General features: G+C 75.2%; 14 protein-coding genes. 7 read left to right on the plus strand and 7 right to left on the minus strand.

Annotated elements, in window-relative coordinates; translation table 11 throughout:
- Positions 1 to 113 precede the first annotated feature (113 nt).
- Positions 114 to 1,451, plus strand: a complete 1,338-nt coding sequence (locus tag ABZV78_RS20690; RefSeq protein WP_355640811.1) for a hypothetical protein — start codon at positions 114 to 116, stop codon at positions 1,449 to 1,451.
- Between the two features lie 120 nt (positions 1,452 to 1,571).
- Entirely contained in the window at positions 1,572 to 2,624 is a 1,053-nt protein-coding gene (locus tag ABZV78_RS20695; RefSeq protein ID WP_355640813.1) for an acyl-CoA desaturase, read from the plus strand.
- Positions 2,625 to 2,672: 48 nt separating this feature from the next.
- On the opposite strand, the gene ABZV78_RS20700 is transcribed toward ABZV78_RS20695, so the two are convergent.
- Positions 2,673 to 3,452 (minus strand): hypothetical protein, encoded by a 780-nt coding sequence (locus ABZV78_RS20700; protein WP_355640815.1) that lies wholly within the window; start codon positions 3,450 to 3,452, stop codon positions 2,673 to 2,675.
- A 239-nt stretch (positions 3,453 to 3,691) separates the two neighbouring features.
- Here ABZV78_RS20700 and ABZV78_RS20705 point away from each other — a divergent pair, with 239 nt between their 5' ends.
- Positions 3,692 to 4,840, plus strand: a complete 1,149-nt coding sequence (locus ABZV78_RS20705) for an FHA domain-containing protein (protein ID WP_355640817.1) — start codon at positions 3,692 to 3,694, stop codon at positions 4,838 to 4,840.
- A 60-nt stretch (positions 4,841 to 4,900) separates the two neighbouring features.
- Here the strand turns inward: ABZV78_RS20705 and rocD are convergent, their stop codons facing one another.
- The 3 genes from rocD to ABZV78_RS20720 all read right to left on the minus strand — a co-directional run bounded on the left by rocD (position 4,901) and on the right by ABZV78_RS20720 (position 7,999).
- Positions 4,901 to 6,115: an ornithine--oxo-acid transaminase gene (rocD, locus tag ABZV78_RS20710; protein ID WP_355640864.1), complete on the minus strand. Its 1,215-nt coding sequence runs from the start codon at positions 6,113 to 6,115 to the stop codon at positions 4,901 to 4,903.
- Positions 6,115 to 6,930 carry a dimethylargininase gene (gene ddaH, locus ABZV78_RS20715; protein WP_355640866.1) on the minus strand — a complete coding sequence of 272 codons (816 nt, stop codon included), beginning with the start codon at positions 6,928 to 6,930 and terminating at the stop codon, positions 6,115 to 6,117. The genes rocD and ddaH overlap by 1 nt, the downstream gene beginning before the upstream one ends.
- Before the next feature lie 355 nt (positions 6,931 to 7,285).
- Positions 7,286 to 7,999, minus strand: coding sequence for a thrombospondin (locus tag ABZV78_RS20720; protein ID WP_355640819.1), 714 nt, complete (start codon positions 7,997 to 7,999; stop codon positions 7,286 to 7,288).
- Positions 8,000 to 8,136: 137 nt separating this feature from the next.
- Between ABZV78_RS20720 and ABZV78_RS20725 the strand changes: the two genes are divergently transcribed.
- Positions 8,137 to 9,000 carry a DNA-formamidopyrimidine glycosylase family protein gene (locus tag ABZV78_RS20725; RefSeq protein WP_355640821.1) on the plus strand — a complete coding sequence of 288 codons (864 nt, stop codon included), beginning with the start codon at positions 8,137 to 8,139 and terminating at the stop codon, positions 8,998 to 9,000.
- A 9-nt stretch (positions 9,001 to 9,009) separates the two neighbouring features.
- On the opposite strand, the gene ABZV78_RS20730 is transcribed toward ABZV78_RS20725, so the two are convergent.
- Positions 9,010 to 9,849, minus strand: a complete 840-nt coding sequence (locus tag ABZV78_RS20730; RefSeq protein WP_355640823.1) for a helix-turn-helix transcriptional regulator — start codon at positions 9,847 to 9,849, stop codon at positions 9,010 to 9,012.
- Positions 9,850 to 9,963: 114 nt separating this feature from the next.
- On the opposite strand from ABZV78_RS20730, the gene ABZV78_RS20735 reads away from it, so the two are divergent.
- Complete coding sequence (locus tag ABZV78_RS20735) at positions 9,964 to 10,557, plus strand: NAD(P)H-dependent oxidoreductase (RefSeq protein ID WP_355640824.1); 594 nt, start codon at positions 9,964 to 9,966, stop codon at positions 10,555 to 10,557.
- A 39-nt stretch (positions 10,558 to 10,596) separates the two neighbouring features.
- Here ABZV78_RS20735 and ABZV78_RS20740 read toward each other — a convergent pair whose 3' ends face one another.
- The gene (locus ABZV78_RS20740) at positions 10,597 to 11,466 is read right to left on the minus strand and encodes an aminoglycoside phosphotransferase family protein (protein WP_355640826.1); all 870 of its coding nucleotides are present in this window, start codon (positions 11,464 to 11,466) and stop codon (positions 10,597 to 10,599) included.
- Positions 11,467 to 11,555: 89 nt separating this feature from the next.
- Here ABZV78_RS20740 and ABZV78_RS20745 point away from each other — a divergent pair, with 89 nt between their 5' ends.
- Together ABZV78_RS20745 and ABZV78_RS20750 are read left to right on the plus strand one after the other, a co-directional pair.
- Positions 11,556 to 12,071: a SigE family RNA polymerase sigma factor gene (locus ABZV78_RS20745; RefSeq protein WP_355640828.1), complete on the plus strand. Its 516-nt coding sequence runs from the start codon at positions 11,556 to 11,558 to the stop codon at positions 12,069 to 12,071.
- A 2-nt stretch (positions 12,072 to 12,073) separates the two neighbouring features.
- Positions 12,074 to 13,333, plus strand: coding sequence for a hypothetical protein (locus ABZV78_RS20750; protein WP_355640829.1), 1,260 nt, complete (start codon positions 12,074 to 12,076; stop codon positions 13,331 to 13,333).
- 43 nt (positions 13,334 to 13,376) lie between these two features.
- Here the strand turns inward: ABZV78_RS20750 and ABZV78_RS20755 are convergent, their stop codons facing one another.
- On the minus strand, positions 13,377 to 14,798 hold the full coding sequence (locus tag ABZV78_RS20755; RefSeq protein WP_355640831.1) for a WGR domain-containing protein: 1,422 nt from the start codon (positions 14,796 to 14,798) through the stop codon (positions 13,377 to 13,379).
- Positions 14,799 to 14,836 lie beyond the last annotated feature (38 nt).

Below are 14,836 nucleotides of genomic sequence, written 5' to 3' on the forward strand. Positions count from 1 at the left end.
GATGATCGGTTCATCCGAGACCGTCACGGCCTCGCCGTCCAGGCCGCGTCCGACCTGGTGGCGGCGAGCAGCGCCAGGCCGGCCAGCGCGGCGCCACCCCGATCGCGCTGGCGGTGCTGCTGGACCTGCCCGTCCGGCCCTGGTCCGGGGTGCCCGCCGTCGAGCCGGCGCCGGGGGCGGCCCGCGCCGGGCTGGTCCTGCTGCTGCTCGGGACTGCCGCGGCGGCGTACGCCCGGCTCGCGGCGGTGCCGGGCCGCCGCGCGGCGTCGGAGGCGCCGAGCTGGTGGCTGCCCGCGCTGGCCGCGCTGCCGTTCGGCGCGGCGGCCCTGCCGGTGCTGCTGGCCGCGGCCGGCGCGCCCTGGCCGGTGGTGCCCGCCCTGGCCTTCGGGACCGGGGTGGCCGCCTTGCTGGTGGCCGCGCTGGCCGGGCCGCGCCCGGCGGCGCTGCCGGTCCTGCTGCCGCTGGGGGTCGCCCTCGCCGCGCCCGGGCTGGGCGGCCTCTTCGCCACCCGGGCCGGGACCCTCGCCGGGCTCGGGGTGCTGGTCGTCGCGTCGGCCGTGGCGGGGGCGGCCGGTCGGCCGGCCGAGTTCCGGCTGGTCGGTTGGCTGGGCGCCGTCGCGGCGGCCACCGGCTTCGCGGTCACCGCGGCGCTGGCCGGCGGGCTGCCGCTGCGTACCGCCGGGTTCGCGGTGCTGGCCGTGGCGGCGGTGACCCTGCACGCGGCGCCGGCGCTGCGCGCCCGGACGGCCGGCCCGCCCCGGCCGGCTGAGGCGGCCGGTCCGGTCCCTGCGGGGACGGTGGCGCTGGAGGCGGCGGCGCAGGCCGTGGCCCTGCTGGCGCTGCTGCTCACCGGCGGCGCGCTGCGGCACGCGGCGGCGGTCTGCGTGCTCTGGGGCGTGGCCGTGGCGGTCCGGGTGCTGCGCCGGGGCGAGACGCCGGCCCGGCGGCGCCGCCTCGCCGCAGTCGCGGGCGGCAGCGAACTGCTCGGCGGCTGGCTGCTGCTGGCCGCCGGCGGGGTGGCGGTGCTGGAGGCGTACACGCTGCCGGCCGCGGCACTCGCCCTCGGCGCGGGCCTGCTGGCGCTGCGCTCCCGGCCGGGGCTGAACAGCTGGCTGGCCCTCGGCCCGGGGCTCGGCGCGGCGCTGCTGCCCAGCCTGCTCTCGGTGCTGGCCGCGCCGGACCCGCAGCCGGCCCGCCGGCTGGCCCTCGGCCTGGTGGCGCTCGGCGCGGTGCTCGGCGGGGCGACCCGGCGCTGGCAGGCACCGGTGCTGCTGGGCGCGGCGACCCTGGTCCCGCTGGCCCTGCACGAGCTGGCCCGGGGCTGGGATCTGCTGCCCCGCTGGATCTACCTGGGCCTGGGCGGCCTGGCGCTGATCACCCTCGCCGCCACCTACGAGCGGCGCCGGCGGGACCTGGCCCGGCTGCGGGCCGCGGTGGGCGGGATGAGGTAGGGATAGCACCACCCCGAGCTGGGGGGTTTCCAGGATTACCCAGCGCAGTCGATCCGCGCAGAATCGGCTACGCAGAGTCGCGCTGCCCGCGCGACGCACCGACCGGGGAGCGGGGATCGGATGACCTCATCGACGTTGACGGCGCCGGCGGCACGGCGGGGCAGCGACTACGCGCGGCTGTCCCGCCGGGTCGCCGCCGCAGGACTGTTCGACCGGCGGCCCGGCCGGTACGCGGCCCGGATCGCGCTCACCCTGGGCGCCTACCTGGCCGGCTGGGCCGTGGTGGTGGCGGTCGGCGACTCCTGGTGGCAGCTGCCGCTGGCGGCGCTCATGGCGGTGGCCACCACCCAGGTGGCGTTCCTCGGGCACGACGCCGGCCACCGGCAGATGTTCCGCCGGCGCGGCCCGAGCGAGGTCGCCGGCCTGGTCGCCGGGAACCTCGCGGTCGGGCTGAGCTACGGCTGGTGGGTGGACAAGCACAACCGGCACCACGCCAACCCGAACCACGCCGACGAGGACCCGGACGTCGGGGCGGGCGCGCTGGTCTGGACGTACGAGCAGGCGACGGCGACCCGGGGCGCGAGCCGGTGGATGGCGCGGCGGCAGGCGTGGCTGTTCTTCCCGCTGCTGCTGCTGGAGGGACTGGCGCTGCACGTGGCCAGCGTGCGGGCGTTGGTCGGCCGCGAGCCGGACGGCCGGTGGCGCACCCCGGTCCGGCACCGCGCGGTGGAGGGACTGCTGCTCCTCGCGCACACTGCCGGCTACCTGAGCCTGCTGTTCGCGGTGATGTCGCCCGGCCGGGCGCTGCTCTTCGCGGCCGTGCATCAGGGGCTGTGGGGGCTCTACATGGGCTGCGCGTTCGCCCCGAACCACAAGGGGATGCCGATGCCGAGCGCCGAGGACGACCTCGACTTCCTCCGCAAGCAGGTGCTCACCTCGCGCAACGTCCGGGGCGGGCGGTTCGTCGACGTGGCGCTCGGTGCGCTCAACTACCAGATCGAGCACCACCTGTTCCCGAACATGCCCCGGGCCAACCTGCGGCGGGCCCGGCCGATCGTCCGCGCCTACTGCGCCGAGCAGGGCATCCCGTACGCGGAGACCGGGCTGGTCGAGTCGTACCGGCAGGCGCTGGCGCACCTGCACGAGGTTGGCCGCCCGCTGCGGGCGGGCTGAGCCGGCCGGGCCGGGCGGAGGCGGCGACCGCCCCCGCCCGGCGCCCGGTCAGGAACCGCCGGTGAAGGCCCGGGCGAGCTCCGCCGGGGCCTCCTCGGTGTCGCCCGCCGCTGGCTTGCTGAGCCGGACCGGCGCGCCGAAGTCGCTGTAGCTGGCGGCCATCGTGCCGAGCATCGGGTTGATCGGGGCCAGGTCCATCTCGAAGACGGTGAGCCGGCCCCGCTCGTCCACGGTCGCGGTGAACGGGACGGCCTTCGCCTTGTCGCCGGCCGCCGCCAGCGACTTCGGGTCGGCGCCGGTCCGGGTGTAGTCGAGCGTGCCCGCGTACGCCCGGTCGCCGGTGCGCCGCACGTCGACCACGGCCGAGAGCAGTTTCTTCACCCCGCCCGGGTCGTCGGCCGGCATGAGGCCGAGCTGGCCTCCGGAGAGCTCGCCGGCGTCCATGTGCAGCCACTTCTTCGACCCGCCCAGCTGCTTGCCGAGCATCCCGCTCAGCTTCAGGTAGGCGTCGTCGCCGATGACCAGGCTGTGCACCTCGCCCAGCTCGCCGAGGCTCAGCGTGACGTCCATGGTCCGCGCCGTCGGGTCGGCGACGCCGTCGGCGGTGAGCAGCGACGAGCTGACCTTGACCCGCATGCTCTGCTCGTTGAGCCGCTGGATCGCGGCGGTCAGCTCCGCGGCGGGCTCGGCCGTCGGGCTCGCGGACGCCGCGGCGGCGCCCCGGTCGGCTGACGCGTCCGCGCCGGTCCGGCTTCCGCATCCGGTCAGGCCGAGACCGAGGACGGTGACGAGCGCGACCCCCGTGGTCGCCAGCCGTCGTGTCTTCATGGGTGGTTTCTCTCCTCAGCGAAGGGTGGGCGGCGCGGCCGTCCCCGGCCGGCCGGCGGTCAGCCTAGCCGCCGCCGGCGAGCGGCGAGGGTCGATTTCCGGCGTGCGTCGAGCTGCGCCGACCGGCGCTGCCGGTAGGGTCGTCGCATGGCAGACCTGCTCACCGCGACGGCGGTGCGAGCCGAGGCGGGGCGGCCGGCCCCGACCCGGCGGATCGACGACACCGTCCGGAGTGCGGCATGAGATTCGAGATCAGCAAGGTGCTGGACGCCATCGAGGGTCGGGTCTGCACCGATCCCTCGCTGGCGCGGGCGGTGGTCGACCTGGCCGAGGTGATCCGCTGGCAGGACCTGGACGGCGGGCGGCCGGCCAGCCTGCTGCGGCTCGGCATGGTGATCGACGCGCTGTCCCGGCAGATGGAGGAGGACAGCGTCCCGGTCTACGCGATCGTGCACCGGGCCCTGCTCTCCGACGCGGACCTGACCTCCAACGAGCGGATGGTGGTCCGGCGCTGGGCCGACGACGGCCTGGTCGAGGTGCTCGACCACCCCGGCGAACGGATGCTGGAGGTGGCCGACCTGCTCGGCCTGCCGGTGCTCAGCCGGGTCCGGTTCGACGGGCTGGGCGGCCGCTGGCCGTGGCTCGCCCAGGCCGGCCGGGTGCTCGCGCCGGTGCCCGGCGCCGGCGGCCCGGTCTTCATCGCGCACGTCGGCGGCGGGCAGAGCCCGGCCGTCGGCAGCCGCTCGCCGGTCGGCGCGAAGCTGCTCGCCCGGCAGTGGCGCTGCCCCGAGCCGGGTTGCGCGCTGTTCGGCGGCGGTGGGGGCGGAGGCGCCTTCGCCGACCTGGCGCGGGTGGACCGCGCCCCGGCCGGGCAGCCGCCACCCACGCTCCGCAACGGCGTGCCCACCTGCCCCCGGCACGGCGCCCGGCTCGGCGACGCGGGGCCGCGGCCGCGTACCGCGGTGCTGGCGGTGCGGATCGGCGGGCTGGTCCGGCGGCGGTTCGTGCTCACCGAGACCCAGCCGGTGCTGGTCGGGCGGGCGCCCGAGGCCACCGGCGGAGTGGTGCTCGGCCAGTGGCTCAACGACGAGGCGCGGCGCTGGATCAGCCGCAACCACGTCCGGTTCGAGCTGCGGGTCGGTGAGGTGATCGTGACGGACACCAGCACCAACGGCTCGGGGGTGCGGCCGGGCGGCTCGATGGCCGAGGCGGACCGGATCGCGCTGGCCCCGCAGCAGTCCCGGGTGCTGGGCGAGGGCGACCTCCTCGAGCTCTACCCGGGCGTGCAGATCGGCCGGGCCGACGAGGTGACCAGCGACGCGAAGTTCAGCCCGACCTCGGTGATGGCCGAGGCGCCGACCATGGCCATGCGGCTGCCGCGCCCCTGACCGGACGCGGAAGGGCGCCGGGACCGTCGCGGTCCCGGCGCCCTTCTTCGCGTACGTGGATCAGCCGGCCAGCACGGCGGTGAGCTGCGCCACCGCGTGGTCGATCTCCTCCTCGGTGATCACCAGCGGCGGGGCGAGCCGGATGGTCGAGCCGTGGGTGTCCTTGGCCAGGACGCCCCGCTCCATCAGCCGCTCGCAGGCCTCCCGGCCGGTCATCAGCGCCGGGTCGATGTCCAGCCCGGCCCAGAGGCCCCGGCCCCGGACCGCGACCAGGCCCTTGCCGACGAGGCCGCGCAGGCCGGCGTGCAGCCGCTCGCCCAGCTCGGCCGAGCGGCGCTGGAACTCGCCGGTGGCCAGCAGCCGGACCACCTCGGTGGCGACCGCGCAGGCCAGCGGGTTGCCGCCGAAGGTCGAGCCGTGCTGGCCCGGCTTGAGCACCCCGAGCACGTCGGCGTTCGCGGCGACCGCCGAGACCGGCACGATGCCGCCGCCGAGCGCCTTGCCCAGCAGGTACATGTCCGGGACGACGCCCTCCTGCTCGCAGGCGAACGTGGCGCCGGTGCGGCCCAGGCCCGACTGGATCTCGTCGGCGATGAAGAGCACGTTCCGCTCGGTGCAGACCTCGCGCACGCCGGGCAGGTAGCCCTCCGGCGGCACCACGACGCCCTGCTCGCCCTGGATCGGCTCGAGCAGCACGGCCACGGTGTTCTCGTCGATCGCGGCGGTCAGCGCGGCCAGGTCGCCGTAGGGGACCACGGTGAAGCCCGGCGTGTACGGCCCGAAGTCGGCGCGGGCGTCCTCGTCGGTGGAGAAGCTGACGATGGTGGTGGTCCGGCCGTGGAAGTTCCCCTCGGCGACCACGATGTTGGCCTGGCCCGGGGTCACGCCCTTGACCTGGTAGCCCCACTTGCGGGCGACCTTGATGCCGGTCTCCACCGCCTCGGCGCCGGTGTTCATGGGCAGCACCAGGTCCTTGCCGCAGAGCGCGGCCAGCTCGCGGCAGAAGTCGGCGAACTGGTCGTGGATGAACGCGCGGCTGGTCAGCGTGAGCCGGTCGAGCTGCGCGTGCGCGGCCTCGATCAGCTTCGGGTGCCGGTGGCCGAAGTTCAGCGCCGAGTAGCCGGCCAGGCAGTCCAGGTAGCGCCGACCGTCCACGTCGGTCAGCCAGGCGCCCTCGGCCGACGAGATCACCACGGGCAGCGGGTGGTAGTTGTGCGCCGTGTGACGCTCCGCGTCCCGTACCGCGGAGGGCGTCCGCAGCATGTCGTCGATGATCACTTGACTGCCTTTCCCTGACGGAGTCGCAACGTGCAGCACTTCGGTCCGCCGCCGGCCTTGCGCAGCTCGGACAGGTCGATACCGATGGTCTCGTAGCCCCGGTCGCGCAGCTTCGCGGCCAGGTCGGTGGCCTGCGCGGGCAGCACCACGTGCCGCCCGTCGCTCACCGCGTTCAGCCCCAGCACCTCGGCGTCGGCCATGGTGGCGTGGACCGCGTCCGGGAAGAGCCGGCGCAGCACGGCCCGGCTGCCGGGCGAGAACGCCTCCGGCAGGTAGGCCACGGTCCGCTCGTCGAGCACAGTCAGCGCGGTGTCCAGGTGGTAGAAGCGCGGGTCCACCAGCTGCATGGTGATCACCGGGTAGCCGAAGACCTCCTGGAGCTGCGCGTGCGAGGCGTGTGCGGTGCGGAACCCGGTGCCGGCGAGCAGGTGGTCGCCGGCCAGCAGGACGTCGCCCTCACCCTCGTTGACGTGCTTCGGGTCGTACATCTCGAAGCCGGCGGCCTCGAACCAGGCCCGGTAGGCGGGCGCCTCGTCGGCGCGCTGCGGGTCGCGGAACTGCACCGCCATGGCCTTGCCGTCGATCACCGTGCCGCCGTTGGCCGCGAAGACCATGTCCGGCAGGCCGCTGACCGGGTCGATCAGCTCGACCTCGTGGCCCAGGTCGAGGTAGGTCCGGCGGAGCTGCTCCCACTGCCGGATCGCCAGGTCGGCGTCGACCGGGGCGGTGGGGTCCATCCACGGGTTGATCGCGTAGTCGACGGCGAAGTACGTCGGCCGGCACATCAGAAAGCGCTGGCGGGTGGCGTCCATCGTCATGTCGTGCTCCCAGGGGTCGGGCGCGCCCGGCCACCGTCGGCCCACGGGCTGGCGCCGTGGTCCAACGGTATGCGGCACGGGCCGGCGACATCCACCGCGAGAAGTTGCGTACGGCGGCGGATCATTGCGTCTGACACGCCGGTCCCGGTGGATCGTTGCGTTCAGGCGTCTGGGCGAGCACTGGGAGGAACTGCTCGACGCCCGCGAGGGCGCCGTCGTGGCGGACTGACCCCGAACACACTTCGGGGGCGGCGAGACCGCCGCCCCCGAAAGGTGTGGTGCCCGGCTGGTGAACCACCAGAGCTGATCGGGCGTGCCGGCGCTCCGCCGGCGACCGGGAAACTGCCCGTCAGACGAGATCCCCAAACTGTGAGTCGAGCCACTCCCGGAACCGGCCCACCCAGTCGCCGTCGGTGGTCGGCCAGTCGAACTGGCCGGTCATCGCCACGATGCCGAGCACGACGGCGGCGAGACCGACGACCACGCCGATCAGCGCGTCGGTCTTGCCGGCCACGTGCCGGCGGCGGGTGGCGATCAGGCCGAGCACGGCGAGCACCCCGCCGACCGCGCCGAGGCCGATGCCGTAGCCGGCGAGGGTGCCGGAGAGCACGAAGAGCGCGCCGACCACCGACACGATCAGGCCGAGGGTGGCGAGCAGGCTGGCCCGGGGCCGCTTCGTGGTGAACGGCTCCACCCGCTCCACCGCCGGGTCCCGGTCGACCGGCCGGTCCGGCCGGCCGTCGTGATCGAGGTCGACGGTGCGCTCCAGGTTCGGGTCCGGGTCGTCGGTCGGGCGGGTGCGCCGGGCGTCCGCGCCGAGCGGCCGGGCGGTGGCGGCCCGCGCCGCCGCGGCCCGGTCCGCCGCGCGCCGCTCCGCGTCGGTGGCGCGCTCGTCGTCGGTCGCGGTGGCGGCGCTGCGGTACGTGGCCCGCTCCTCGTCCCGGTCGGTGACCACCGGCCGGCCGTCCACCCGGTCACCGGCGCGGTCGCGCTCGTCGACCACCCCGTCGCCGTTCACGTCCTCGGTTCGCGCCGGGTTGTTCCGGCGGGACAGAATCTTCATTTCGACACCTCCTGAACTCCGGCGCGGAGACCGCGCATGACAGTCAGGACGTACCCCGCGGCGGACAGGTCGACACCCGTCGACGCCAGCGGCTGCCTGTTCGGCGCCGTCCGGGGCGGCGGGCTACCGTTGCCGGCGTGCCAGAGGGACACACCATCCACCGCCTGGCGGCCCGGCACGCCGAGCTGTTCGCCGGCGACAAGGTGCACGCCGCCAGCCCGCAGGGCCGCTTCGCCGAGGGCGCGGCCCGGCTCACCGGCACCGTCCTCGACGGCACCGAGGCGTACGGCAAGCACCTGCTGCACCACTACGCCGGCGAGCTGACCCTGCACGTCCACCTCGGGCTCTACGGCAAGGTCACCGACGGCCCGGGCGAGCCGCCACCCCCGGTCGGGCAGATCCGGCTGCGGTTGCACAGCGACGGCTCCAGGTCGCGGCGCGGCGGCAGACGCGCCGAGCTGGAGTCGTCGGATGACCGGCACTGGCTGGACCTGCGCGGGCCGACCGCGTGCGAGCTGCTCACCCCGCCCGAGGTGGCGGCGCTGCGCGAGCGGCTCGGCCCCGACCCGTTGCGCGCCGACGCCGACCCGGAGCGGGCGTACGCCCGGATCCGGCGCAGCGCCACCCCGCTGGCCGCGCTGCTCCTGGACCAGTCCGTGGTGGCCGGCACCGGCCTGATCTTCGTGGTCGAGGCGTTGTTCCGGGCGGGGCTGCCACCGCTGCTGCCCGGGCGGGACCTCACCCCGGCCGGCTGGGCGGACCTGTGGGCCGACCTGGTCGCCCTGATGACCGCCGCCGTCGAGCGGGGCCGGATCGACACCGTGCGCGACGTGCATCTGCCGGAGGCGATGGGGCGGGCGCCCCGCGTCGACCGGCACGGCGGCGAGGTCTACGTCTACCGCCGCCCCGGTGCGCCCTGCCACGTCTGCGGCACCGAGGTCAGCCGCGGCGCGCTCACCGGGCGCAACCTCTACTGGTGCGCCACCTGCCAGGCCGGCTGACAGGCCCGGTCAACCGACGGCGCGAAGGGTGCCGTGGCGGCGGTGCCGGAGCTGCTCGACGGCCTGCGCGGTCGCCTCGTCGGCGGGCAGGAGGACGACGAGTTCCTGGGCGTCGGTGCTCGGCAGTTCCAGCTTCTCCCGGTGCCAGCGCAGCTCGCCCGCGACGGGATGGTCGAGCCGGAGCGGGACCTGGGGCGGCGGCAGGTGTTGGCGGAGCCGACGGGTGAACTCCGGCCCGGCGACGGGCGCGAGCTGGACCGTGAACCACTCGGAGGCTTCGGCAGACGGCCCGAGCCACAGGTCGAAGGCCTGCTCGTCGGCCACCTGGTCCCAGTCGGGGAAGTGGGTCCGGGCGCGCGGGTCGGTGAAGACGTAGCGGGTCAGGTTCGGCGAGTCGGCGTCGAGCAGCCCGGTCCCGCCCATGACCAGCTCGAACCCGCCCGTCTGGGCGAGCACGTCCCCGAGCCGGTTGGTGACGAACGCGACCCCGGGTTCGAGCAGCCGGAGGGTCTCCCGCACGGTGGGCCGGACCTCGCGGTTGGGTGGGGCCGGTGGCCGGTGCCCGGGGCAGGCCCCGCCGGTGATCTTCGCGAGGTAGCGCAGGTGGTGGCGTTCCCCGGCATCGAGGCTCAGGCCGTCCGCGAGGGCGTGCAGCACCGAGTGCGAGGGGTTGCGGTCCCGGCCCTGCTCGATGCGGGTCAGGTATTCCACGCTGATCCCCGAGCGGGTGGCGACCTCCGCGCGGCTCAGGCCGGGGGAGCGGCGCCGGCCCCGATCGGGCAGGCCGAAGGACTCCGGCTGGAGGCTGTCGCGCTTGGCGCGGACGAAGTCGCCCAGTGGCGTACCCATGGGTGGAGAGTCTAGGCCGGTTTCCGGCCGCGCCGGCCGGCGTAGCGTGGCCCTGCGGGGGCCAGCCTGCGCCCGGTCTGGTTACCGCCGTCGCGGCGGCGGACCGTGAATCGCATGAACGAGAAGCACAGGTTGGTCATCGTCATCGGAAGCGTCCGCGAGGGCCGGTTCGGGCCGGTCGTCGCGTCCTGGGTCGCCGAGCGGGCGCGCGAGCACGGCGGCTTCGATGTCGACGTCGTCGACCTCGCCGAGGTCGAGATCCCGCTGGCGCTGCCGGCACAGTCACCGAAGTTCGCGGGCGACGCGTACCCGCGCCCGGCGGCCATGGCGCCGCTCACCGCCCGGCTGACGGACGCGGACGCGTTCCTCCTGGTCACCCCGGAGTACAACCACAGCTATCCGGCCGCGCTGAAAGCGGCCATCGACTGGCACTTCACCCAGTGGACGGCCAAGCCGGTCGCCTTCGTCAGCTACGGCGGCGCGGCCGGCGGCCGGCACGCCGTGCTGCACCTGGAGAACGTGCTCACCGAGCTGCACGCGGTGACCATCCGCGACGGGCTGGCCTTCCCCAACTACTTCACCGCGTGGCAGGACGGCCAGCCGCTCGACCCCGCGGCGGCCGGATACGCCAAGACCCTGCTGGACCAGCTCGCCTGGTGGGCCGGGGCCCTGCGGGCGGCCCGCGAGGCGACCCCGTACCCGGCCTGACCGCCGCGTCCCGTGGCGTGGCCGGTCCGGGGGGACCGGTCACGCCAGGCCGAGCAGCCAGCGGACCGTCTCGACCTGCCGCGGGAAGACCTGGTCCTCGCCGATGCTCCAGGCCAGCGTGTGCACGACCGCCCAGCCGCGGACCCGCTCCCGGTCCAGGCCCAGTCCGGCGCTGAGCCGGTCGAGCCGGTGCCGCACCGCCGCCGGGGAGTGGCCCAGCTCGGGGCCGCGCACCAGCGGCACCGCCGCGAACTCCCGCTCGCCGACCAGCGGCTTCGGGTCGATGACCAGCCACGGCTCCCGGCCGGCCGCCAGCACGTTGCCGGCGTGCAGGTCCTGGTTGACCAGCACCTGCTCGCCCTGGCTGGGCACCAGGTCGGCGAGCAGCCCGAGCGCGGCGTCCAGCAGCCGCCGCTCGAACGGCCGGTCCAGCCGCGCCCACTTGGCCGGCAGTCGCTCCGCCCAGCCGGCCGCCTCCTCGGCGAGCGGCGTGAACGGCGGGCCGGCCGGCACCCCGAGCCGGGGGAGCAGCCCGATCGCCACGTCGAGCGCCGCGTCCGGGGGCAGTCCGTGCAGCGGGGTGCCCGGGACGCAGCGCTCGACCAGCAGCGCGCGGTGCTCGGCGTCGTGGGCCAGCAGCCGGATCGCGCCCCGGCCGGCCCAGTGCGCCAGCGCGGTCGCCTCGTGGACGCTGTCGTCGTCCGGGTACTGGAGCTTGAGCACGGCCGGGGTACCGTCCGACAGCTCGACCGGCACGGCCAACGAGGCGAACGCGTACCCGAACGGGGGTCCCACCACCCGCAGCTCCCACTGCGCGACGCACTCCGCCAGCCGGTCCGGCAGCACCGCCCGCCAGGCCCGGCCCGCCGGAATCTGGTCGGTCCACCGCAGGCTCTCCGGGATCTCCATCCCGCCATCCTCGGATCTGGCTGCCGATCGCGTACAACCGTTTTCGGCGCGGTGCCGTCTGGAACAGCGAACCCCCAGGAGGTGGCCGGATGCCGGACGCATCGGACCAGGAATACGTCGAGTACGTCACGGCGCGCCTGCCGGCGCTGCGGCGGCTCGCGTACGGACTCTGCGGCGACCGCGACCAGGCCGACGACCTGGTGCAGGAGACCGCCACGCGGCTCTACCTGCGCTGGGCGCGGATCGCCGAGGTCGAGCAGCTCGACGCGTACGTCCGCACGGTGCTGGTCCGGCACTTTTTGGACACCCGGCGGCGCGGCTGGTGGCGGGTCCACCTGTTCGGCGGGCCACCCGACGTGCGGTCCACCGAGGACCGGAGCATCGAGGAGCAGACCGTGCTGCGCGACGCCCTGGCCAAGGTGCCACCCCGCCAGCGCGCGGTGCTGGTGCTGCGCTTCCTGCACGACCTGCCGGTGGAGGAGGTGGCCCGCACCCTCGGCTGCTCGCCCGGCACGGTGAAGAGCCAGACCTCGCACGGCCTCGCGGCGATGCGCCGGCTGCTCGGAGACCGCGAGCTGGCCGGTCGGACCGGAACGGAGCGGTGAGCATGAGGACCGATGACGAACACGTCGCCGACCGGCTGCGGTGGCTGGACGACGAGCCCGCCGGCCCGCCCCGGATCGACCTGCCGGGAGCGATCCGGGAGGCCCGCCGGCGGCGACGCAACCGCCGGGTGGCGGCGGCCGGGGCCGTCGCGCTGGGCGTGCTGGCGATGGCAGCGCTGCCGGCGGCGCTGCGCGGGGACGGGCGGGCGGCCCCCGCGCCGGCCGTGAGCCCCAGCCCGTCGATGCCGTCGCCGGAACCGCGGCCGACCGGCCCGTGGCAGGGGGCGTGCACGGCCACACTGCTGCCCGTGCCGGGCGATCCACGGGCCGCGGTCACCGGCGGTGACCCGGACGGCCGGTGGCTGGTCGGCCGTCGGGGCCCGAAGGGTCGGGACCGCCTGGACTTCGGCCTGCTGATCTGGGAGGGCGACCGGGTCCGGGAGGTCCAGCTGCCGGGCTCGATGCAGGAGTTGACGGATGTGAACCGGGCCGGCCTGGCTGTGGGTTCGTCGTTTGGGTCCGGCAGCGAGTTGCGGGCCTGGGCGGTGCGCAACGGCGAGGTCATCCGCCTGCCCGGGGGAACGTCCGAGGGCGCGACGGCCGTCAACGACGCCGGCCGGATCGTCGGCTACCGCAGTCTGGGGACCCCGTGGGACGCGGGGACCAAGCGCCTGCCGGTGGTCTGGGACTCGTACCGGAGCCGGCCGGTCGACCTGCCACTGCCCGGCCCGCAGTGGGAGGGCACGGCCATCGGCATCGACGAGGACGGCACCATCCTGGCCGCGATGTCCGACGGGCACCCGGACAAGCCCACCCGCGCGGTGGTGTGGCGTCCGGGCGCCGCCCGGCCGGAGGTGCTTCCGTTGCCGCGGGTGCCCGGCGGGAAGGCTGACCAGTTCCTGTCCCTGTCGTTGGCCGGTGGCTGGGTGACCGGCACCGTCGTACGCGACACCAAGGTGGTCCCCAGGAACGGCATGCACATGTACCCGGTGCGGATCGACCTGCGGACCGGGCAGGCGGACGTGCTGAAGGGCGCCCTCTGGTCCGGGACCGGCAACGGTCAGGGCTGGATGGCCGGTTGGGTCTCCGATGACGTCCCCAGCGTGATCACCGACACGAGGTCCGTGAAGCTGCCCGTGCCGGACGGCTGGCGCGGCGAGCGGCAGGGCGCGGTGACCAGTTTCAGCGACGACGGCCGGGTGCTCGGCGGGAAGCTCGAGTCCGACGACCAGGTCCGCCCGGTGCGCTGGACCTGCCGGTGACCGGTCCGGGGGCGGTCCCGCGCCGCCCCCGGACCGGAGCCGTTCAGCGCAGCCGGCGGATGTCGCCGTACGCCCGGTAGAAGCCGCCCCGGCCGGCCTCCCGGACCTCGGTGACCAGATAGCGCGCCCCCGGCTCCCGGATGCCCTTGGGGAACTGCACCGACCAGTCGCGCCGGAAGCCGTCGGAGAGCACGTGGATGCGCATCCGGCCGCCCTGCTCGACGCACTGCACCACCACGCCGGCCCGGTCGTCGGTGGTCACCTCCACGCTGGTCCAGGCGGCCGGCTCGGGCAGCCGCGCCGGGGCCTTCACGTCGACCACCTCCGGCACGCTGCCCGCCTCGGCCGCCCGGATCGCCGGCTCGCTGGCGTCGATGCAGGCCAGGTAGCCGCCGGTGGTCACCACGTAGAGGCGCTCGTCGTGGTATTGCATCGAGTAGGCCGAGCCGCAGCCGGTGCCGAGCTTCCACAGCCGGTTGCCAGCCTCGTCGAAGCAGTAGATCGAGGAGGCGCTGTCGCCGGCGAAGACGTAGCGCCCGCCCTCGGCCGTGGCGCAGGAGAAGACCGCGGTGTCGCACCGGTAGGTGCGCTCGGCCCGCCCGTCCTTGCGCAGCCGCACCACCTCGCGGGTGCCGGTGCCGGCGAACACGGCGTCGCGCTCCTGCCAGCCGAAGAGCACCGCCCCCGTGCGGGTGTGCCACAACTCCCGTCCGGTCCGCCAGTCGTAGCCGGTGACCCCCTGCGAGTGGCCGTGGTAGAGGGCGTCGGTGTCGCACCGCACCATCCAGGCGGAACGGCCCCGCCCCGGCCGTCGCCAGAGGAACTCGTCCTCGTGGTCGACCGCGGCGATGCCGCCCTCGCGGTCGGAGACGCCCAGCACGCCGTCGTGGATGTCCAGCCAGTAGATGTCGATGTCGGGGGCGATCGCGTACGCAACCCGGGGCACCTTGCCGGAGAGGTCGTAGACGTTGCCGTCGTCGCAACCCGCGTAGATCCAGGCGTCGTCGGCGACGATGCACTTCACCCCGTCGGGGAGCCGGACCTGGTTGAGCACCCGGGCGTCGTGGTCGAGCGTGGTGATCACGCCGTGCTCGTTGCCCACCATGCAGGTCTGCCCGTCGACGAAGATGCCGAACGCGGGCGCGCCGGAGGCGTAGCGCCAGAGGACCGGGGCGGTGCGGGCGGTGGAGCGGGTGCTGACGATCTGCCGGCGGGAGACCGCCCGCTTCTGGCGTACGCCGGGCACCGCCGGCGCGTATCCCTTGCGGACCTTCTCGCCGATCTTCTTCGCGGCGGCGGCCCGGGCGCGGGCGTTGTCCGGGTAGCTGCTGCTCTTCACCTGGCCCTGGTCGCCGATCCGGCCGTAGCGCACGGTCATCGTGGTCTCATCGACCACGACCTCGTAGAACTTGTGCGCTCCTCCGTCTACTTCGGACAGTTCGAGGTAGGTCGTCTCCTGCGACATGGGGGTATGCCTCCGAGGGGGAAGGGCCGGAACCGGCG

The organism is Micromonospora sp. NPDC004540, assembly GCF_040610095.1.
GTDB lineage: Bacteria > Actinomycetota > Actinomycetes > Mycobacteriales > Micromonosporaceae > Micromonospora.